Origin of the sequence: Massilia sp. DD77, from assembly GCF_036961685.1 — a bacterium.
GTDB lineage: Bacteria > Pseudomonadota > Gammaproteobacteria > Burkholderiales > Burkholderiaceae_D > Telluria.
Map to the genome: position 1 here is coordinate 19571 of NZ_JBAMDH010000006.1, position 17607 is coordinate 37177.

General features: G+C 60.6%; 26 protein-coding genes. 2 read left to right on the top strand and 24 right to left on the bottom strand.

The window, feature by feature from the left end; all coding sequences use genetic code 11:
• Positions 1–25: 25 nt before the first annotated feature.
• From V7778_RS04395 to V7778_RS04500, 23 genes are all read right to left on the bottom strand, one after another.
• Complete coding sequence (locus V7778_RS04395; RefSeq protein WP_335552459.1) at positions 26–292, bottom strand: DUF1799 domain-containing protein; 267 nt, start codon at positions 290–292, stop codon at positions 26–28.
• A gap of 50 nt (positions 293–342) precedes the next feature.
• Positions 343–798: a phage tail assembly chaperone gene (locus V7778_RS04400; RefSeq protein ID WP_335552138.1), complete on the bottom strand. Its 456-nt coding sequence runs from the start codon at positions 796–798 to the stop codon at positions 343–345.
• Positions 799–894: 96 nt separating this feature from the next.
• The gene (locus V7778_RS04405; RefSeq protein ID WP_335552140.1) at positions 895–1527 is read right to left on the bottom strand and encodes a phage tail tube protein; all 633 of its coding nucleotides are present in this window, start codon (positions 1525–1527) and stop codon (positions 895–897) included.
• Positions 1528–1612: 85 nt separating this feature from the next.
• Positions 1613–1963: a tail completion protein gp17 gene (gp17, locus tag V7778_RS04410; protein ID WP_335552142.1), complete on the bottom strand. Its 351-nt coding sequence runs from the start codon at positions 1961–1963 to the stop codon at positions 1613–1615.
• Positions 1960–2478 (bottom strand): HK97-gp10 family putative phage morphogenesis protein, encoded by a 519-nt coding sequence (locus V7778_RS04415; protein ID WP_335552144.1) that lies wholly within the window; start codon positions 2476–2478, stop codon positions 1960–1962. The genes gp17 and V7778_RS04415 overlap by 4 nt, the downstream gene beginning before the upstream one ends.
• Positions 2475–2786, bottom strand: coding sequence for a phage head closure protein (locus V7778_RS04420; RefSeq protein ID WP_335552145.1), 312 nt, complete (start codon positions 2784–2786; stop codon positions 2475–2477). Before V7778_RS04420 ends, V7778_RS04415 begins: the two co-directional genes overlap by 4 nt.
• Positions 2783–3364 carry a head-tail connector protein gene (locus tag V7778_RS04425; RefSeq protein ID WP_335552147.1) on the bottom strand — a complete coding sequence of 194 codons (582 nt, stop codon included), beginning with the start codon at positions 3362–3364 and terminating at the stop codon, positions 2783–2785. Before V7778_RS04425 ends, V7778_RS04420 begins: the two co-directional genes overlap by 4 nt.
• Before the next feature lie 175 nt (positions 3365–3539).
• On the bottom strand, positions 3540–4379 hold the full coding sequence (locus tag V7778_RS04430; protein WP_335552149.1) for a phage fiber-tail adaptor protein: 840 nt from the start codon (positions 4377–4379) through the stop codon (positions 3540–3542).
• Positions 4380–6128 carry a hypothetical protein gene (locus V7778_RS04435; protein WP_335552151.1) on the bottom strand — a complete coding sequence of 583 codons (1749 nt, stop codon included), beginning with the start codon at positions 6126–6128 and terminating at the stop codon, positions 4380–4382. It lies immediately after the preceding gene.
• Between the two features lie 9 nt (positions 6129–6137).
• Positions 6138–7373 (bottom strand): alpha/beta hydrolase-fold protein, encoded by a 1236-nt coding sequence (locus V7778_RS04440; RefSeq protein ID WP_335552154.1) that lies wholly within the window; start codon positions 7371–7373, stop codon positions 6138–6140.
• Entirely contained in the window at positions 7370–7867 is a 498-nt protein-coding gene (locus V7778_RS04445; protein ID WP_335552157.1) for a hypothetical protein, read from the bottom strand. Before V7778_RS04445 ends, V7778_RS04440 begins: the two co-directional genes overlap by 4 nt.
• A gap of 8 nt (positions 7868–7875) precedes the next feature.
• Positions 7876–8055: a hypothetical protein gene (locus tag V7778_RS04450; protein ID WP_335552159.1), complete on the bottom strand. Its 180-nt coding sequence runs from the start codon at positions 8053–8055 to the stop codon at positions 7876–7878.
• Between the two features lie 3 nt (positions 8056–8058).
• A complete protein-coding gene (locus V7778_RS04455; RefSeq protein ID WP_335552161.1) occupies positions 8059–8205 on the bottom strand; it encodes a hypothetical protein in 147 nt (48 codons plus the stop codon).
• Between the two features lie 76 nt (positions 8206–8281).
• Positions 8282–9604, bottom strand: coding sequence for a phage major capsid protein (locus V7778_RS04460; RefSeq protein ID WP_335552163.1), 1323 nt, complete (start codon positions 9602–9604; stop codon positions 8282–8284).
• Between the two features lie 65 nt (positions 9605–9669).
• On the bottom strand, positions 9670–10629 hold the full coding sequence (locus V7778_RS04465; RefSeq protein ID WP_335552165.1) for a S49 family peptidase: 960 nt from the start codon (positions 10627–10629) through the stop codon (positions 9670–9672).
• Positions 10626–11870: a phage portal protein gene (locus tag V7778_RS04470; RefSeq protein WP_335552167.1), complete on the bottom strand. Its 1245-nt coding sequence runs from the start codon at positions 11868–11870 to the stop codon at positions 10626–10628. Before V7778_RS04470 ends, V7778_RS04465 begins: the two co-directional genes overlap by 4 nt.
• Before the next feature lie 3 nt (positions 11871–11873).
• Positions 11874–12047, bottom strand: a complete 174-nt coding sequence (locus V7778_RS04475) for a hypothetical protein (RefSeq protein ID WP_335552170.1) — start codon at positions 12045–12047, stop codon at positions 11874–11876.
• The gene (locus tag V7778_RS04480; protein ID WP_335552171.1) at positions 12044–13750 is read right to left on the bottom strand and encodes a terminase large subunit; all 1707 of its coding nucleotides are present in this window, start codon (positions 13748–13750) and stop codon (positions 12044–12046) included. Before V7778_RS04480 ends, V7778_RS04475 begins: the two co-directional genes overlap by 4 nt.
• 9 nt (positions 13751–13759) lie before the next feature.
• Positions 13760–14200: a terminase small subunit gene (locus V7778_RS04485; protein ID WP_335552173.1), complete on the bottom strand. Its 441-nt coding sequence runs from the start codon at positions 14198–14200 to the stop codon at positions 13760–13762.
• Positions 14201–14242: 42 nt separating this feature from the next.
• A complete protein-coding gene (locus V7778_RS04490; protein ID WP_335552174.1) occupies positions 14243–14599 on the bottom strand; it encodes a hypothetical protein in 357 nt (118 codons plus the stop codon).
• 1 nt (position 14600) lies between these two features.
• Positions 14601–14918 (bottom strand): HNH endonuclease, encoded by a 318-nt coding sequence (locus tag V7778_RS25135; RefSeq protein WP_442920695.1) that lies wholly within the window; start codon positions 14916–14918, stop codon positions 14601–14603.
• On the bottom strand, positions 14915–15070 hold the full coding sequence (locus V7778_RS04495) for a hypothetical protein (protein ID WP_335552176.1): 156 nt from the start codon (positions 15068–15070) through the stop codon (positions 14915–14917). The genes V7778_RS25135 and V7778_RS04495 overlap by 4 nt, the downstream gene beginning before the upstream one ends.
• Positions 15070–15417, bottom strand: coding sequence for a hypothetical protein (locus tag V7778_RS04500; RefSeq protein ID WP_335552178.1), 348 nt, complete (start codon positions 15415–15417; stop codon positions 15070–15072). The genes V7778_RS04495 and V7778_RS04500 overlap by 1 nt, the downstream gene beginning before the upstream one ends.
• A gap of 287 nt (positions 15418–15704) precedes the next feature.
• Between V7778_RS04500 and V7778_RS04505 the strand changes: the two genes are divergently transcribed.
• On the top strand, positions 15705–15887 hold the full coding sequence (locus tag V7778_RS04505) for a type II toxin-antitoxin system HicA family toxin (protein ID WP_335552181.1): 183 nt from the start codon (positions 15705–15707) through the stop codon (positions 15885–15887).
• Between the two features lie 132 nt (positions 15888–16019).
• Positions 16020–16439 (top strand): type II toxin-antitoxin system HicB family antitoxin, encoded by a 420-nt coding sequence (locus tag V7778_RS04510; protein WP_335552183.1) that lies wholly within the window; start codon positions 16020–16022, stop codon positions 16437–16439.
• A 473-nt stretch (positions 16440–16912) separates the two neighbouring features.
• Here the strand turns inward: V7778_RS04510 and V7778_RS04515 are convergent, their stop codons facing one another.
• A complete protein-coding gene (locus V7778_RS04515; protein ID WP_335552185.1) occupies positions 16913–17605 on the bottom strand; it encodes a hypothetical protein in 693 nt (230 codons plus the stop codon).
• Positions 17606–17607: the final 2 nt, after the last annotated feature.

Sequence of the window (17607 nt, forward strand, 5' to 3'; positions counted from 1 at the left end):
CGCTCAGGGCTTTTTGCTTTTTGTATTACTCGTCTTTGTCGTTCATGGCACCGATTGCCGCGATCTCCATAACCTGAACGTCCGCCTCGAGCTCTTCGTACTCGTCAGGCTCCAGTTTCATCCGATCCATCCGATGATGTAACGGGCCGTAGTCGAGGCCGATCAGCCCCATCCCGGCGCCGCGCCACTGGGTCCGCATGTAGAGGAACAGCTCATATGCCTGGAGATTTTCTGGCCAAATCTCAACTTGCTCTTCAGGGTAGTCCGCCAGAGTGAAGCCGCCTGCTTCCATCTCGGCCAAGTCCTTATCACTCAGACCCGGCCTATACATGGCGTCGGCGATTAGACGGAGTTTCCCAGGCGGCCTTCGTTAATCGCAGCACGGTAGTCGTCCTTCAGCGCCTCGACCATGGCCGGGAGCGTGTCCACCAGCTCAGTCACTCCGTCCTTATCGAACGGCGCGTCGAGGTTCCATTCTTCGACGATGGCGAGGATGTATTCGACGGTGATCGCCGATTGACGGTTGACGATCTCGGTCTGGGTGAGGGTGAATTCAGGGATCTTCTCGCCGTCCGCCTTGGCCTTCTCCATTGCGGCCTTGAAGCGCTCGATTTCAGCATTCGCCTCGTCTTTCAGACGGGCCTGGAGATCATCAGTCAGCTCCGCGAGCTCCTTACGGGTGCGGTACTTGTACGTGACCTCCATGCAGCCGGCGCTGCCATCGAGCATCTTGCAGCTCACTTCTTTCTTGAAGTTCTTCGGGCGCTTGCCCAGGACGATTTTGGTACCTTTTGCCATGATTATTGTCTTTCAGTGGAGAGAAAAAAAAGACCGCGAGGTGCGACCCCGCGGCGAGAAAGGCCGGCCCAGTGTCTGGGCGGCCGGCAAAACCGATTAGTAGCGAACGACCTTGTTCTGCAGGTTGAAGGTGGCTTTCACAGCCATCACGTTGCCCTTGGAGAGCGACGGCGAGGGATTGAAGCTGCAGTAGCCTGCATACAGGAGCACGTCGCCGCCCGGCAGGCCAGTACGCAGGCAGGTCAGTTTCACGCCGTCCGAAATCGCTTGGAGCGCGGCATGATGCGCAGCCGACTTCTCGTCGGCGATGGTCAGGCTGACGGTTGTAGCGGTGAAACCATCAGGCAGGGAGACAGGCATATCGCTGTCCAGCAGCGGAACCTCGACGTTCTTGCCGTCGCCGCCGGAGACGTCCGCCGCAGTCACGCCGACGATGGGCACCCAGGTGGTGACCTTACGCACCGAGCCGGTGCCGGCGCCGGCCGGGAACAGATTGACGTCCGAAGTGTCCAGGCCTTCGAGCACGAAGTTGGTGCCGGTTGGCGTCTTCACGCGGAAAACGCGGCCGTTGGCCTTGCTCCAGCCGCCGGTATATTCGACGTAATCGCCGGCGGCGAACGTGTTGGTTGCGGTGCAGACTGCCTCAGAGGCATTCGAGGCAGCCGTGATGCTCACTGCAGTGGCGAAAACGGTCGCTACTGCGAACGCGAGGTTGTTTGGCAATTTCATGAGGGCCTTTCAGGTAAAGAGCCCGGGAGCCGGGCATTAAAAAAGCCGCCGGATTGCTCGGGCGGCTCGAATCAAAAGAAACAAATTAGAAGAACAGGGAAAATTCCTGCCGAGTCCCGCGGTAGGTTGTCAACTCATCGTAGGTGTCGACGGCACCGCCCAGGACCTCCGGTTGCAGTGCAACTGCCAGACGCATCGCCTGCTCAACTTGCTCTGCCACCTCCTCGGCCTCAACCGCAGTCGTGGCCCATACGGAAACTTGGATCCGGTGATGCTTTTGCTCGGGCTGCTCTCCCGTCAGGAAGTTCACCGGAGCGCCGCCAACACGTTGGACTACGATGTAAGGAGTGCTTACGCCTTCGTCGGCCAGGATTGGATACACACGGCCGCCGGCGAGCCCTGCCAAAGCCTCAAAGACTTGAACGTAGACGCTCATTGGGTAGCATTCCTTGCAATTTGCTCAGCCAGGGTCTGAGTCATGACGTCGACTGCCTCTTGCTTCTTGCTCTCGTACGCGGGGCGCATGAAGGGATATGCCGGCACGGTTGCGGTGCCGTATTCCAGCTCCGCTGCCCGCCTATGCGCAGCCCAACCGATGGTGCGTCCGGTCTTCGGGCTGATTCGCTTGTTTTTCGGGACGAAGCGGTGACCAAACTCGACCCATCGCCAGTAGTACGCTCCTGGGCTGGAGCTCGTTCCGCTTCGAACCGTGACGATGTAAGCCTGTCGCTTACCGCCGTCAGACTCTTCTTCGAGACGTTTGACGATGATGTTATCGAACAGCATGCCCGTCTCTTTGTTAGCCAGGGCGTTCTGCTTTACCTGGTCACGGAAAACCTCACTGCCGGCAAAGCCGACTGTTCGAAGCGTGACTTCGTCGACTGAGTTGACGACCTGGTCGGCAGTACTCTCGACTGCCGCGATAAGGCCAGAAGGATCGAAATCGATCATTTCACACCTTCACAGACCAAAAACACAAAATCGCTGCCCTTGGAATCCTCGAGTGGGGGCGACTTCACTTCATAGTCAACGCCTTTGTAGCGGACCCGCCAAGAGGCATCGACATCGCTGCGGGCGCGGATCCGCACCGAGCATTTCACGATCGAAACGTCGGCGCCCGCGCGCATTACTTCCGCGCCAGTTTGAAATCGAACCGACGCCCAGACCTCCTGCACTGGTTCGAAGCTGTTCACGCGCTCATTTGCCGCATTCCGAACGACCCCAGGCTTGAGGAGCATCACTCGATGGTTCAGGGTCATAGGTGAACCTTGTAAGGCCAGAGCAATCGCCTGACATACTCATTCTTTGTCTGGCCACCGCTTTCGAGATGCTCCTGCACGCGCGCCAGGATGAAGCCCTTGATGCCGTCCGGGACAGCGGTGTGGTCTTCGCCAAAGCCGCATTGGAACTGGACCTCAACCGCGTTGATGCGATCGGCGGTCGCTGGCCAGGTCTTTCCCGGCGCCGGCACGAGGAATCCCGGCTCGCTCTCACTATCGACTTGGTAGTCCTGGGGATCGAGGGTTTGCTGAACTCCATCGCGGTCATAGAACTTGACGTGGTCGACAAGCGCAAGCGGTGGGAACTGCAGCTGAATCGGCCCGGGACCTCCACGCTCACAGGTCGGAAACGCGTCTAGGGTCAGGCGCCAGGTCTGCTCCATGATTGCCCGGCTTGTTTCACTCTCCGCCTCAGTTGTGTAAGTCCGGATGCTCCTCTCGAGGTCGGCGTCCAGTGGCGACTTACCGTCTTGGTCGACATCGGCCCGGACAGCAAGCTGCGCTTCCGCAAGCGAGACAGCGAGCGCCACCGGCGGTGTCACTAGTCTGAACCTCATCGAGTACTCCTTTGCGTTGCGGCTGGCCGAGCTGCAGAGGTAACCATCCGCGGCGAATAGCCATCACCGGTCGGCGCCCGAGCGAACTGCTGCGTCGCTTCGACGATATGCGTTGGCGGTAGCTGAGGGATAGCAAGTTCGACCAGCACCACTTGAACTGGGATTGGCGACTCCATCACTGATCTCCTAGCGTCAGGTAGACGGTGCGATCATCGGTGCGCGCCGGGGTCGTCGCCGTTGTCGGCCTGCAGGTGATTGCAATCTCCTGCCCGGTACCGCCCGAGATGAAGATCGTCAGCTTCGATCCTTGTGCGAACTGTCCTGCGTCTTGACAGCCAACCAGTATGAACACCACGCCCGCGATTTCTGGGCTTCCCATATCGGCAAGCCAGGGCGCAAAGTCGAACGTGATGTCGATCGTGGCGTTCGGATCCTTTGTACCGCGCGGCTTCTTTTGATCGGTCAGGTTCCAGAAGTCGCCTTCTGCGCTGAAGGGCTTCGGCCCGACGCCGACGACGATTGTTCGAGCTTTCGAAGGCGTAAATGACATTCCAGAGTTCCCCAAAAGCTGCCAAGTAAGTACAAGGTCCGACGAGACTCGCGACAGAGTCGAATAGCTAACAACTAGGTCAGCAGATACCTGGGACAGGGTCGCGTAGGTAAGCACGAGGTCAGACGAGACCTGAGTGAGCCCAGCGGCACCAATTACGAACTCATAGGCACCATCGTCGGCCAGGTTATTCTTGTAGACCTTCGTCGCGCCGGTATAGGTGCCGTCCGGAGCATCGGTGAACGAGAACGCGCCGTTCTCCTCGACGTGTAGCTCGCCAGCGCTCGGCCAGTCGATGATTTCAACTCGGTACAGTGTGCCGGCCGGGTCGCCCTGCGCCACATCGTTGTTAAGCAGGCCGGGCAGCGGGAAGCCGACCGGCAGCTCCGACGCAGGGACGCCGACCAGGTGCGTCCCGAGGATGCCACCCCCATTCGTGTTGGGTCGTGCGAGATTGCGCAGCATTTAGGCCACCGTGCCTGGTTCGTAGTATGGGTAATCGTTCATGAACGTTGCGCCGCGCTTGCCGACCATAAGAATGCCGGGCCCGCTCGGTAAGCCGGTCGCTGTGACTTTGCCATCGGAGGCGACGGTCGCCGTGCCGTATGTGGTACTGGTCGGCGCGCTGCCGATCCGGCCGTTCTGCCGCCATTCCCAATGAACCACTGTACCCTGCGGCCACGGGGTCGCGCTGTTGTACTCCAGGCCGCGCGAGGTGGTGAACGATCCGGTCGGCGCTTGCGAGGCCGAGGTGGTCATCGTCAGCGTCAGCGGGTCGGAGAAGTTGCCGGCGGCGTCGACCGCACGGATGCGAACCGCATGGGCGGTGCTGGCTGCGAGGCCGTTAAACTGGAAAGTCAGGCCTGATCCGTTATCTTCCCAAAATGCGCCGCCATCCTTGCTTTTCTCGTAGTGATGCACACCCACGTTGTCGGACGCGGCCGGGTAGCTACCCGCCACGCTGGACGAGGTAATCGTGCCAGCCGTGATCGCCGCGCCGCCGGAAAACGTCGGCTTGACCGCATCGGCCGCCGGGGTCGTGAACGAAGCCGTGACGATATTGCTGTCCTGCCCCGCGCTGTCGGTTTGGATGGAGGCGACGTAGTAGGTCGTGCCGGCGGCCAGGCCCTCAAACTGCGCACTCTGCGTGCCGGTCGCCGCAACCGTTTGCGTCAGGCTGGCGGCCTTGATCGTGGCCGCATTCGGCGCAGCGCTGGCGATGCTGATGTAGCGGTACAGCGTGCCACCCGCCTCGTCCGTCGCCACGCTGAACGCGCCCGAGGTTGCGCTCAGCGGGGAAGCGGCGGCATTGCTCAGCACTGGTGCGTTGTCCGCCGGCGGCGCATAAAGCGGCGTCTGCAGGCCAGCGTTTGCTGTGTCCAGCGCCGAGCCCTGCTTGATGCGCAGATCGTGCGTTCCAGGCGTGATGTTGACGAAGTTCGCGGTATCGAGCGGGACGGTAGTCCAACCGGTCGCGGTGGCGTTGGTCGCGCAATCGACTTTGGTCGAGGCGACGGTGCCGTCATCGGGCGCCGCCACGCCGCCTACATAGACGCGGGTAAGCGTCGACGCCAAGTTCTGCGTGGTCATGCCGACAGTCAGGGTCGCGCCCAGGGAGACTAGCGTGACGTCCTCCAGCCGTGCGTCGTTGCCGATTTGCGCGATGATGGCGGCGATATCGGGACGGCGCTGGGCGAACAGCCCTCGGCGCACCGTGGAGCGCCGCCCCACGAGCGCAAGCGTGCCCTTTGCCGCCGAGTTGATCGCGTAGCTTTCGCCGATGCAGTCCTCGACAGTCACGTCGTCAGCGCTGACACGCAAGGCGCTTGCGATGCTGGCCCCGGTCCCCATGCTGCCGAACTGTAGGCGGGTGATGCGTGCGAACTTGCAGCTCACGATAAGCGGCTGCACCGAGGCGCTCACGGTTTCGATAGTCGCGCCCTTGCTCGGGTCATAGCGCATCGGGCCGGTGCCGTAGCTCGGGTCGTCGATCCAGGACGCGCCTACATCGGCTGTCAGCTCGGGGTAGCACGACGCACTCGTCGTCTTACTCGTCATCGTAAAAGTGCTGGTGACGGTCAACTTCGGTTTGAGTAGCTTCCCCTTGTGGATTTGGTCGGCAGCAACCAAGTCGGCCGGAACCGATGCCCACCAAGTAGGCAGATCGGGATACGTCCCTCCGACGCCGATTGTGCTTTCTACGAGTGTCGCCATTTACTTTCCTTATACGGCGCTGAATTCGACGTAAACCCAGGTATTTGCGGCCGGGATCGTAACCAGCTTGGCGGGCACGTTGGCGGCAAACACGTCGCTGATGGGCTTGACCTTGACCGTGCACGCGGCGGTCACGTTGGTGACTTCGCACGCCCAGCCGTTCGCGGTCTCAACCACGTTTTTGAACGACAGGCCGATATTGATGCCGCCCACGAGGTCGACAGCCGGGTCTTGGTCGAGCGAGTGCTCGGTGAACAGCGGATAACCCTCGCCGATCTTGAATGTGCCAATCGGATAGCTTTGCGTGATGCGCGCCATTTGCGAGCCGGTCGAGTGGTCGCCGTCGTTCCAGTAGCACGCAAAACCGCGACCAGTGGCGCGGCAGGCGGCCACGAAGTCGACGAGGTCCTGGAACTCGCCGTAGCCATCGTTCCGGCCCAGGCAACAGCCGAGCCACGGGATTTTGTTGTTCGGGTTGCCCACGTGGGCGATCATGTCGCCGTAGACGGCCGACGAGCCGCCGCCGTCCTCGGGTGCGATCTGCGGCGCGCTGTTGTACGGAACGTCTACCCAGCCGTGCGCGGCCGAGGCGCTGCTCCAGTCGGTCACGACCGAGTTGCCCCAGTCGAAACCGTAGCGGAAGCGCGGGCGGTCGGAATAGACGGCTGCGAAGCGGGTCGGACGGCGCAGGCAGTACGTGACCACGCCCCATGCGCCCATCGAGCCACCCCAGGCGACGCGCCGCGACTGGTTGTACTGCTGGAGGTTCGCGTCCATCCAATCGAGCAGCGCGTCGTAGCGATTCTCGGTCGTGAGGTGCACGAAGCCGTCAGCGAGCAGTAGGCCCAGGTGGCGCGACTCGAATTCTTTGTTACCCATGCTCGCCTTGACGTACTCGTCAATCGGGCGCATGGTCGGGAAGTAGGTCGAGCTTCCGGCGGTCTGCAAGCCGGTGATACTGAACCCGAATTCGGTTTGATCCTCGAACGCCAGGCGGCCACTCACAGGCGCGCGATACTGGCGGCCGGTCGTGTAGTTCTGACCGCCCGAGCCGTGCAGGTTGAACACCATGACGCGGCCGTTATAGGTGGCGTTGTTGGAAATGACGCCCGTGCCCATGTCAACGAAGGTCGGCTCGGCGTCGAACGCGAGCACGTCGGCTGGCTCCTTAATCTCGGGCTCAGCCATTCCGCCGTAGATCCCCCTCCCGCTGGCGACCGTGTAGGAATCGAGCGGCGCCGTCATGCTGCAGTATCACAAGTGGCGCGCAGGGTGCAGCCGTCATTGCTGGCCGGTGCTGCCGCGGTCACGGTACGACGCAGCCAAACAGCACGGTGCTGCCCAGGCGGGATGTTCCCGAGCGCTACACCAGCACCCAACGTGCCGGCGACTGCAAACGTGACACCCGCCGGCGCCGTGCCCTCGTTCGCAACCGATTGCTCAGTTCCATTGATGGCGGACGATCCAACGCCGATCGCCATATCAGTGCCAGTGTTCGGAGTATTTGTTGGAATCCACGCCATGGCGTTCTGCATAGTCAGCGTGGGATGCGCATTGTGTACGTACACGCAGCGGTACTCGATATCACCGACAGAAGATTCGGTCCCGTCAATGGTGTCGAAGAGCGCGCCTGGCGCAACGACCGTGGTTGACTTCGCACCTCCAACGGACGCCGCGGCGGTGCCGTTGGAGGTGCCGCCGGAGAGGCGATAAACGATATCTGCGGGCTGAATCGCCATTCGCGCACCTATGGGCTGCCGACCCGCTCGCGCACATACGCAAGCAGTTCGTCGTCGGACTTGCCGACTATGTCATTTGGGTAGATCGGTAGCGTCCCCGCTTTTCCGGGGACGGCGACCAGAAGAGCGCCCGGAGCCGCGGCCTCGGCGCGCAGATCTGCGAGCCAGGCGGCGGTCTCGGGGCTCATGGCTTACTTGGCCGCTGCCTTGGCTTTCTCTTCGTACGGCTCCGCAGCCTTCGCCTTGATCAGCGCTTCGGCCTGCTCCTCGTCGAAGCCAGCGATGTCGCCGGCGGTGTAGATCTTCCACGGCTTGAGGAATTTCACAGTTTTTTTCATGGTTTCTCGTAGTCTTAGGTGGACGGCACCGGTCGGTACCGCCCTATCGACCCGACTAGCGGGTCATGTGCACCGATTAGGCGCCCCAGGTCACGCCGGTCAGGATGGAGACCGATTCGACGTGACGCGGGCCGAAGTCGTGCTTCGCGATCACGCGCACCAGGGTCTGGTCACGCTGGAAGGCGCTGACCATGTCGCCGTTGCCGTCCTTGTAAGCAGCTTCTTTCGAGTAGTCGATCAGCAGGGTCTCGTCTTCACCGATGAAGCAGTCGTTGAAGTCGACGAAGTAGAGCTCGGAGGCGTTCGAGCCGGCGCCCAAGTTGTTCGGGACTTGGGTAGTCTTGCCGATCGGGTAGCCCTTCAGCATGTTGTCCTTCATCTCCGGGTAGACCTTGTTGCCGTTGCCGTCGCGCAGCGCTTCCAGGAAGCGGAAGGTACGTGGCGACATGATCCAGCCAGGGCGGCCCAGATTGGCGTCCACAGCCTCCAGCGCCAGGATCAGCTTGTTCAGGTCGGTCTCGACCTTCTGCAGGGTGTCGCCGGCCGACGCAATGAATTTGAAGCCAGCCAGAGCCCAATGCAGCAGGCCCTTTGGAGTGTTGTTGGTGCCGTCATCGCGGATGAAAGCCTTGTCTTCGCGCGAACCCATGGCCGCCGCCAGGTCGTCCACCACGATCTTGTCGACGTTCTGATTCGTGCCGGCGTAGGACAGCAGGTCGTTCGAGATCGGGACCAGGCCGGCGAGCTTCTTGCTCGACAGCTTCAGATCGTCGAACTGCTGGCCAGTGGTCGGGATGTCGGTTTCGGTACCGATGTAGCCGACGACTGCGCCGCCTTTCAGGCGCGGCAGGGTCAGGTTGCCATTGTTCAGGGGGATCGGGCGGGCGCCGAGGGTGCGCACGACCGACTTCGGACGCCACAGCTCGATGACTTCACGAGCCATGTTCGTCGGGACCAGGACGCCACCGGCGCCAGGGGTCAGGGTGCTCAGCGCCATCGCGACGTCGTCGCCGAAGTTGTTGTCAGCGGCGAACTTGGCGGCGGCCTGCTGGTTACCTTGGGCGGCGACGAGTGCGCGGACCATGCGGGACATACCCAGACCCGGGATTTCCGGGGTGCGGGGGGTTGCAGGCATGCTTGCCGCTGCCGGCGGCGCTTGCGGCTGGTGGGCCGATGCTTGGGCTCGATCGACGGGTACCGCCGCGGCGGCCGCGACGCGCTCGGCAGCTTCCATGCGGCCGATTTGGGCAGTCAGGTCATCGAATTTGGCTTGCAGGTCGGTGAACTGCTGCACCTGCTCGGCGTTGAGCTGGCCGCCATCCGCTTCGATTTTGGCCAGGGCTTGCACGCTGGCGTTGACCTTGGCGCGTTCGCTGCGGAGCTCATTAATGGTTGGCATATTGCCTCTCCTAGAAAAGAAAAAACCGCCTCAAGGGCGGCTCGGTTGCTTGTCCGCGAACGCGGTCAAATTTGGGTCTGGAGCGCCATTGCTTTCGCGCGGGCACCGATGGAAGTCTTGTTGCTACGGCCGGCGCGCGCTTCGCGAACCTGCTCGGTGATGCGGTCGATCGCTGCCTGTGGTGTTTCGAGGCGATCAGCCAGGCCGATATCGATGCCTTTCTGGCCCATGTAGACGTTCGCCTCTGTTCCACGCACGACGTCAACGCCGATGCCGCGGTAGGTTGCGACAGCTTCCACAAACTGGGTGTAGTAGGTTTGCACGATGTCGGTTAGGAATGCCATCGACTGTTCGGTGATCGGTTCATGCGGGCTCAGATCATTCTTGTGTGCGCCGGCGTACACCGTCGTCACCTTCAGGCCAAGTTGTTCGTTACGTGCCGAGACATCCAGGTGCTTGGCGATCACGCCGATCGATCCAACGCCCGAAGTACGGGAAACCGAGACGTTGCCGATCGCCGCCGCCAGGAGGTATGCCGCCGAGTAGCCGCTGTAATGGATGATGGCGGACATCGGCTTGATACCGCGGGCTTCGAACAGGAAGTCCGAAAGCTCGTAGGCGCCGGTCGTGCTGCCACCGGGGCTATCGATGTCGAAGGCGAGGTGCTCGACTGCGGGATCCGCCAGCGCGGCACTCACCTGCGCCCTGACCTGCTCGTAGCTCGTCATCGTCTCGCAGGGGTTCATCTGCATGCTTCGGCTGACCAGCACCCCGTGTACGGGGATGATGGCCACGCCCGTCTCGGCGATAATCTGGCGCCGAGCGCTCTCCTCGCGCATCGCCTGGGTTTCATACGGGCCATCGTCGTCGTCCATCATTTGAGGCTGCGCGCCGTTGACGCTCAGGTTGACGATGTTCAGACTCATCTGCTGGTTTGCCCAGGCCGCAGCCTGGTCCAGCATAGCCTCAGTCACCATTAGAGGCTGATTGAAGATAAGGCTCGCGATACGAAAACGGTTTTTCATGCAAGGATTCCTTCGATTTCGGCTACAACCTTCGGGTCAGCCTTCGGCATTTGGGCAGGCAACGGTTTGGCCGCATCGACCATGTTCAGCGGCTGGAGGTAGACGTCCCCACCTTTCACAGGCGGCAGATTCTCGAGGCGCCGGATATCGTTCACCGACAGCCAGCCCCACTGGCGGGCGATCGCGTACGACTCATAGCGCGATTTCTGGTCGCCGCGAAGCAGTCCAGAGACGTTGAACTCGATGTAGTACTCATCGCGCTCACTCGGCAACAGCAAATCGCGCATCATTGCCTGCTCATGCCGCTTAATCCAGGGCAGAAGCGTGTAGATGACGAATTGGATTGCCTGGTGCTCAATGTTCGAGAACGTGGCCTTGTCCAGCTCGCCGATCATGTGCGGTGGAACCTTGTAAATACGCGCAATGTCGAGGGCTGTCAGCTTGAGTGCCGGGATTAGCTCCGCGTCGACGTTGGTCATCGACAGCGCCTTGAAGGTCATCCCCTCCTGCAGCATGGCGACACGCTTAGCGTTACCAGTCCCACCGTACCGCTGCTGCCACTGGTCAGTGATCCGATCAATGACGTTCGGGTCTTTGATCGGCGCCGCTTCACGAGGGCGTTCGATCACACCGGACAGAGCTGTACCGTTCAAGAAAGATTTGCCGGCATACTGCTGGATAGCCTGGGCGTGACCAATCGCATTGGCATGCAACATGATCGGCGACAGCCCCACGTAGCCGTTTAGGCTCCACCACCGAACATGGTGGACCATGCGCTGAGGGATCGGCTCTTGACCATCGATCTGGTAATAGGGGCGAAGGTCGGAGCCCTTCATGACCACGACCGACTGCGCTGGCACCGGGTAAAGACCGGTCACGGTGCCGTCGCCATCGCGCCCGATGATGCTGTAAGAGTTGCCACGGGAGCCAGCGGATAGCTGACTGCCTTCGCGGTACTCGAGCGGCGTCTGCCACTCGTTCGGTGCGTAGGCAAGGATCCGGTAGAGTGGATGATCCTTCGCGGCCTCCCTGCCCTCATCCTTTGTCCGGCGGAATAGCTCCAGCGGAAGCTGGGCGATGCTCTCGGCAAGGAGCGTTACGCAGCTCTGCACTGCGGTGAGAGACAGTGCGGACTCGACCGTCACCAATGGGCCGGCGTCAGACCGCGCTCCGCCCAGCCCCGACAACCACCCGCCGTTACCGGTCGCGAGCTGGGAGCTGAAAAACTGTTTGGTGAACATCCGTTATCCTTTGCTGCCTACCCGCGCCATGGCGCGTGAGACGATGTACGACCAAGACAGCAGACCGAGTCCGGCGATAATGAAGCCAGCCGGCGGGTAGATCATCCAGGCGCCGACGGTAATCAGCGCCAAGCCCAGGATGCCGGCGACGAGGGTCGCCCAGTCGAGAATGCTCATATCGTTACGCCCTCGTCGTAGATAGATGTGGTCTGTGCTGGCTCCGGGTTCAACGCCATCAGTTGGACGGCGTTGAAGAGTGCCATCAGCGGGTCAATCTTGCCGGTGCCGGAAGCCTGCTTTGTGATCAGGGCCGCGTTCCCGCGGGGCTCAATTTTGGCGTTGCCGACGCACCAGTTCATGAGCGGCTGACCGCCATGCAGCAGAACGCCCTCCGCCAGCTTCCTTTCGGTGACGCTGATCGCACCGATCAGCTTCCAGCCCTGCGAGATGCCGAAGCACTTCGACTCATCGATTTCTGCATCGACCAGCGCCTGGAACATCACCTTGTGAGTCTTCTCCGGGTCCAACCCAACGGAAGCGAGCAAACCGGACTCGTTCACTTCCTTGACCACAGCAGCCACCGCGGCGACGTCGCCCGGCAACTGCTCGATAATCACCAGGTCGCCCTGTTGCTCAAAGTCGTTGTACTTGCTCTCTTCACTCTTGCGACGCTCGAGTGCGATGGGATGCGCCCACGCGCGAGTCCAAGCGAGCCATTTGCCTGTGCCACGCTCGCGCCCCACGAAAGCCAGCCCCAGCAAGTCGTCTAGGCCGCCACCGTCGATGCCGGCCGTGACTACTTCGCAGCGGGCAAGGAGTTCGCTCAGCGAGAGGCCCGGGGCCTTCGCCTGGCGCTCCCAGAAGTCGGCGCCGGCCCACCGGTCCGCGCGCAAGTTCATGCCGATCTCGACATTCAGGTGCTTGGCGACGAAGGTCTGCAACGACCCATCCGTCTTGTGCAGCAGTTTCTTGAGGTTGTCCTCGATCCACTCGGCGCTTACGGAGCGGTCAATATTCGGATTCGTGATGTAGTAGGTCGAGGAATCAAGGTAGGCCTTCGCCTTGACCATCGCAGGCGGGTATTCGTAAAGGACACCCAGCGACTTACGGTCCTCGACCTTGCCGTCGCGGACGTCTCGGTAATAACTGAGTTTTTCCTTGAACACGCCAGCTGGCGGCTCGTCGCTTTGAGTGGTCAGGAAGATGACCCAGCCCTCAGGACGGGACACTTGTCCGCCCAACGCCTCCATGAACATCGCTTCGGCGTTCGCACGCTTACCAAACAACCAATGTTCGTCCACCAAAACTTTGCCGGACTTTTTGCCGGAAACCGTGTCCGTGTCGGCGGCGACGACCTTGAGCGATGCCTTTGATACGCGATGCGTGATCGTTCTGACGTGATCCTGCACATGAAACAAGGCTGAAAGCTCCGCATCGGCGCGCACCATTGCGGCTGCAGGTTTGAAGCTGTTGTCGGCGACCTCCTTGGTCGGTGCCAGGATCAGGTGCTCTTCCTCGTTTCGCCAGCAGAGGATCACCGCGGTAAGCATAATGCCGGCGGCGATCGTCGATTTCGTATTCTTTTTGCTAATCAGGAGGTAATACTCGCGAATCAGCTGCTTTCCAGTCTCAGGATCGTAGGCGCCGAAGATTGCGGCAACGAAGTCGAATACCCACTGTTCGCTGCACTCGCCGAAGTTAGGGCTCCGGTGTTCGCCAAGGTCCTCATCCCAGACGGTTGCTGGCAGGTCGCAGACGCGCAGCTCCTTGAAGATGCGCAGCGCCTGGTCAGCCTCGTCTGGAAAGATTGGGGGCGGGATGATCGAAAGCTTGGCCTTCAGCCTGTCTTCCCAATCCGGACAAGCGGTTGACCATTCCATACTTCGACCTCACTTCACGGCTTTGAGCGGCGGGCGTGCAGCGCTGAATCTGCTCGCGACCTTCTTCGCTTCTTCGTCCTTCTGGTCCTTCTTCCCTCCCTCACCAAGCTTCTTATGCTTGAACGGGAGCATTGCCTTTGCAGCATCAATGCGGAGCCGAAGATCCGCGGCCGGCTCGTTCATCACATTGGTGAGAAATTCGACAGGATCGGCAGTCGCAGGGATGTCGATCGTGTCGACCGGCGGCAGCGTGGTCATCGGAGCACCCGGCCCTGGGGGCGATTTGCGCCGCTCTTCGAGGTACGCTTTAACTTCCGGGTCTTTAACAGTCCTCGACCCGGCAGCTGATGCCGTTTTTTCACTGAAGCCGGCGCGAATCGCCGCTTCCTTATTGGAGAACCCGGCCAACACGGCATCGGCGAAGGCTCGCTTTTTGCCTGTTAAAGCCATTAACAAACTCCTCCAAGGGGGATTTTTTCTGCGCGTGAGGTGCTAGTCGGTGTCCGGTGCCGAAGGGTTGGAGGGATGCGACACCCCCTCCCCTTGGGCGGCTTCCGGCGCCGCTGTCGGACCGGCCGCCCGCAGACGCGCGACGAGGTCAGGCGAGCCCATCACGACGACGACTCCAGTCGCCTTGGTCTCGGCAGCGGTGCGGAATACGTCGCCGAACAGCGTATCGAAGACGCCTACAAACGGGCGGATCTCCGGCGCCGAGACGATCAATACCTCACGCTTCGCGTTTCGCAGCTCAATGAGGCCATTCCACCTCGATACCACACGCATACCCTCGATCTGGTGGTCGCCGAATTGTAGGGTGTACGTCTCCTCCGGAATTAGCTCTACCTTCATTTCAGCCTCTCGCGCGCTGCCGTGCCTCACGCGCCGTCTTGGCGTCGTGGCACGGTACACAAAGCGTTTCCTTGTTGCTGTCGTCGTCACTTCCGCCATTCCACAGCGGGACAATGTGGTCGACCGGATGCCCAAGGGTCGTGCGTCCTTGCCTCTTGCATTCTTGGCACAAACCACAGTCACGCGCACGGATCCGCTCGCGGTCTCGCACGCCAGCCGATCCTCGTTTACGTTCGACTACGTCCGGGCGTTGCGTCGGAAGCATGGTGATCCGGCTGCGTGCCGTCTTCAGCGCAGACCTGAGCGTTTGCAGCTTCATTCGATTTCGAAGACAAGGCCATGATCGACGATGGCGTCGATGCAGCGGGCAGCGCAGGCCGAGCAGGCGCGGGCGACTACGGCGACACAGAACAGCGCCGGGCGAACCCACCATGCGATCCGGGTGCGGAGACTTAGCGTGGTCGTCGCCATCACCGCGAACTCCATACATCGTGCACATCACTGCCCAGGCGGTTCGGTGCCGTTACTGGCGTGGCGATATCAGTACCCTGCTTACTCAGTCCGAGCAGGCCACTCGGGAACAGGTTGTCCAGCATCCGGCGCACGTTGTTCGGCACGCTGCTGGCCACCTCGATGAAAGACATGCCGACGCGGCCGTGTCCTTTAGCGCGGAGGATGGCTTGCGCCTCCTCGCAGTCCGCCAGGTGCTGGGCGATCTGATTGAGCCGGTGGAGGTCGTGCGCCTTCGTCTCGTGCGCTGTAGGCCCGAAGACGGCGCGCAGGATCTCCGCGCGGTAGATATGTGCTGTGTCGTTCATTTCGGCTCCTGCGATCGTTCAATGACCGTCACTTCGCGCCAGATCTGCACCAGGATGCGCAACCACACCAGCTCGGATTCGATGCTCATCGCGCACCTATGAAAAAGAAAAGCCGCCGACGCATGGCTGCGAGGGCGGCAAAGGAATCCGTTGTTGGGGCGGATTCAGGAGACACGGTCACTGCCAGGCCATACCGGCCCAGCAAATAAACATCACATATGTTGTAAAATCTCTTGCAATACAACAGAAGTGTTGTATAATGAATTCATCGACAAGAAAGGAGGTTTATGAAATACAGCGAGTTTAGAAGATGGCTGGAGCGTCAGGGAGCGAAGTTCACTTCTCACAAACGCGGCAGCCACTTCGATGTAGAGCTAAACGGAGAATACAGTACCTTCCCAGACCACGGAGCGAAAGAGATGGGAGAGGGATTAAGGAACAAGATTCTCAAAGACTTAAAGCTTAAATGAGAGGAGAAGCCCCGAAAGGGGTTTCTTCGATACTCGCAGGTTTCATAGCCTAAGCAATACCGTAGGTAGCACTACTTACAAACGACCAAGCAGCACCAGCCGCGATGCGGCATTGACCAAGAGGATTCAATCATGTTGAACTATCCGATCACTCTGGAGCCCGACACTAACGGAACGTTACTAATCGACTTTGTCGATTTCCCGAATGTTCACTCGGTTGCGGACGATGAGTCTCACGTTGAGCGCGAAGCACTTGATGCGCTCGAAACCGCCCTTCAAAGCTATTTCGAGCGGCGCCTACCCGTTCCCCTGCCCTCGCCGACTGGACCTGGCCAGCAGACGGTTACCCTGCCTGCCCTGTCAGAAGCAAAAGTCTTGCTGTGGAATGAGATGTTCGCTCAGAAGCTGCGGAAAGCTGATCTTGCGCGCATGCTCAACGTTCATAATCCCCAAGTGGACCGACTGTTCGATCTGAGCCATGCGTCAAAGCTGGACTTTGTCGAGCAGGCCGCCAAAGCGCTTGGAAAGAATCTCGTGGTTTCTATTGTTTAAGGGCGGCGCGATGACCGGAGTAAATCAAAAACCGCATTTTCCCCTAAGGCATGTCGAAATCGTTACTCGCGGAGGCTATTCGCAAGCAGTGTCCGTTGTCTATGCCATGGGAGACAACCTCGTAGGCGGCGTCCAGATCACTCCTGGGACCAGTGATAACAGCTTGTCGGAAGTTCTCTTTACAACTCTCGATGCGTCGCTTACTAAGGAAGCGCTCGTTGCGGCGCTCGAGGAAGCCGGCGCGGAGATCGTTGCAGTCAACTTCTCGTAAATAGAAAAGCCCGGACGCTTAGGGTTCGGGCTTTTTGTCTGGGCGAGCGAAAGCAACTCTAGGTGGCTTGCACTGCATGCGTTCCTCGGGACGGTGACAGCGAGCTGTCTAGTACGGCACCTAAGAAGAATGTATTGAAGACTCAATGATACGCCTGAGCTTCGGCGTTTACAACTATCGCACGACGATTTTGTAGCGCAATCTATACCCGGCGGAGTCTCGCGTTCGCAACGCCTGCATGCGTCTGCTCCAGCGCGAGGAGCTCGCCAACCATCTCCGCAACCAGCTTAGCCTCGTACGCGCTGATTTTCAGTTCCGCAGCGCTACCGAGCGGCTGCTTCCTTGAGCCACAGCAGGTCTTGCATACTATCAGTGGCTTGGTCGAAGTGGCGCCGGTACCGTCACAGGCCTTGCACACGTCGTCCAAGTAATACACCAACGAATGTTCAGCGACGCGCCGGTACAGGGCGGGCGCGAGATGGCCGATCTTTGGCCAGTCAGCCGGCTTGATCCAGTGCCGTTCGGCGCCTTTCTTCGATACGATGTCGCACCAGGCGACATACAGCGAGCGGAAAGCCGCTGCTTCGCTGCCTGCCATGGCACATGTCGCTGCATTCGCCTCGACCACTTGGCGGCACTCGGCTTCTCGCGCAGTATCTTTACGACGCACCGCATCGGCGAGTTCACGCTCTGCCCGGCCTTGTGCCGCGACTGCATGCGCCAGCTTTTGCACGACGGTACCAGCATACTTCACCCGGTGAAGTAGCGCCCCGATGTCGCGCGCCGATCGATCAGCTAAGGCGGCAGCTTGGAGCGGCTCCGCCTTGTGATGCAGTTCGTCGTCCAGCAAGTTTGACGCGCTGAGCGCGCCCATGTATTTGTCAGCGAAGGCCATAG

Coding starts and splice junctions, on each gene's coding strand:
- V7778_RS04395 (WP_335552459.1), bottom strand. CDS start 292: ATGGAAGCAGGCGGCTTCACTCTGGCGGACTACCCTGAAGAGCAAGTT.
- V7778_RS04400 (WP_335552138.1), bottom strand. CDS start 798: ATGGCAAAAGGTACCAAAATCGTCCTGGGCAAGCGCCCGAAGAACTTC.
- V7778_RS04405 (WP_335552140.1), bottom strand. CDS start 1,527: ATGAAATTGCCAAACAACCTCGCGTTCGCAGTAGCGACCGTTTTCGCC.
- gp17 (WP_335552142.1), bottom strand. CDS start 1,963: ATGAGCGTCTACGTTCAAGTCTTTGAGGCTTTGGCAGGGCTCGCCGGC.
- V7778_RS04415 (WP_335552144.1), bottom strand. CDS start 2,478: ATGATCGATTTCGATCCTTCTGGCCTTATCGCGGCAGTCGAGAGTACT.
- V7778_RS04420 (WP_335552145.1), bottom strand. CDS start 2,786: ATGACCCTGAACCATCGAGTGATGCTCCTCAAGCCTGGGGTCGTTCGG.
- V7778_RS04425 (WP_335552147.1), bottom strand. CDS start 3,364: ATGAGGTTCAGACTAGTGACACCGCCGGTGGCGCTCGCTGTCTCGCTT.
- V7778_RS04430 (WP_335552149.1), bottom strand. CDS start 4,379: ATGCTGCGCAATCTCGCACGACCCAACACGAATGGGGGTGGCATCCTC.
- V7778_RS04435 (WP_335552151.1), bottom strand. CDS start 6,128: ATGGCGACACTCGTAGAAAGCACAATCGGCGTCGGAGGGACGTATCCC.
- V7778_RS04440 (WP_335552154.1), bottom strand. CDS start 7,373: ATGACGGCGCCGCTCGATTCCTACACGGTCGCCAGCGGGAGGGGGATC.
- V7778_RS04445 (WP_335552157.1), bottom strand. CDS start 7,867: ATGGCGATTCAGCCCGCAGATATCGTTTATCGCCTCTCCGGCGGCACC.
- V7778_RS04450 (WP_335552159.1), bottom strand. CDS start 8,055: ATGAGCCCCGAGACCGCCGCCTGGCTCGCAGATCTGCGCGCCGAGGCC.
- V7778_RS04455 (WP_335552161.1), bottom strand. CDS start 8,205: ATGAAAAAAACTGTGAAATTCCTCAAGCCGTGGAAGATCTACACCGCC.
- V7778_RS04460 (WP_335552163.1), bottom strand. CDS start 9,604: ATGCCAACCATTAATGAGCTCCGCAGCGAACGCGCCAAGGTCAACGCC.
- V7778_RS04465 (WP_335552165.1), bottom strand. CDS start 10,629: ATGAAAAACCGTTTTCGTATCGCGAGCCTTATCTTCAATCAGCCTCTA.
- V7778_RS04470 (WP_335552167.1), bottom strand. CDS start 11,870: ATGTTCACCAAACAGTTTTTCAGCTCCCAGCTCGCGACCGGTAACGGC.
- V7778_RS04475 (WP_335552170.1), bottom strand. CDS start 12,047: ATGAGCATTCTCGACTGGGCGACCCTCGTCGCCGGCATCCTGGGCTTG.
- V7778_RS04480 (WP_335552171.1), bottom strand. CDS start 13,750: ATGGAATGGTCAACCGCTTGTCCGGATTGGGAAGACAGGCTGAAGGCC.
- V7778_RS04485 (WP_335552173.1), bottom strand. CDS start 14,200: ATGGCTTTAACAGGCAAAAAGCGAGCCTTCGCCGATGCCGTGTTGGCC.
- V7778_RS04490 (WP_335552174.1), bottom strand. CDS start 14,599: ATGAAGGTAGAGCTAATTCCGGAGGAGACGTACACCCTACAATTCGGC.
- V7778_RS25135 (WP_442920695.1), bottom strand. CDS start 14,918: ATGAAGCTGCAAACGCTCAGGTCTGCGCTGAAGACGGCACGCAGCCGG.
- V7778_RS04495 (WP_335552176.1), bottom strand. CDS start 15,070: ATGGCGACGACCACGCTAAGTCTCCGCACCCGGATCGCATGGTGGGTT.
- V7778_RS04500 (WP_335552178.1), bottom strand. CDS start 15,417: ATGAACGACACAGCACATATCTACCGCGCGGAGATCCTGCGCGCCGTC.
- V7778_RS04505 (WP_335552181.1), top strand. CDS start 15,705: ATGAAATACAGCGAGTTTAGAAGATGGCTGGAGCGTCAGGGAGCGAAG.
- V7778_RS04510 (WP_335552183.1), top strand. CDS start 16,020: ATGTTGAACTATCCGATCACTCTGGAGCCCGACACTAACGGAACGTTA.
- V7778_RS04515 (WP_335552185.1), bottom strand. CDS start 17,605: ATGGCCTTCGCTGACAAATACATGGGCGCGCTCAGCGCGTCAAACTTG.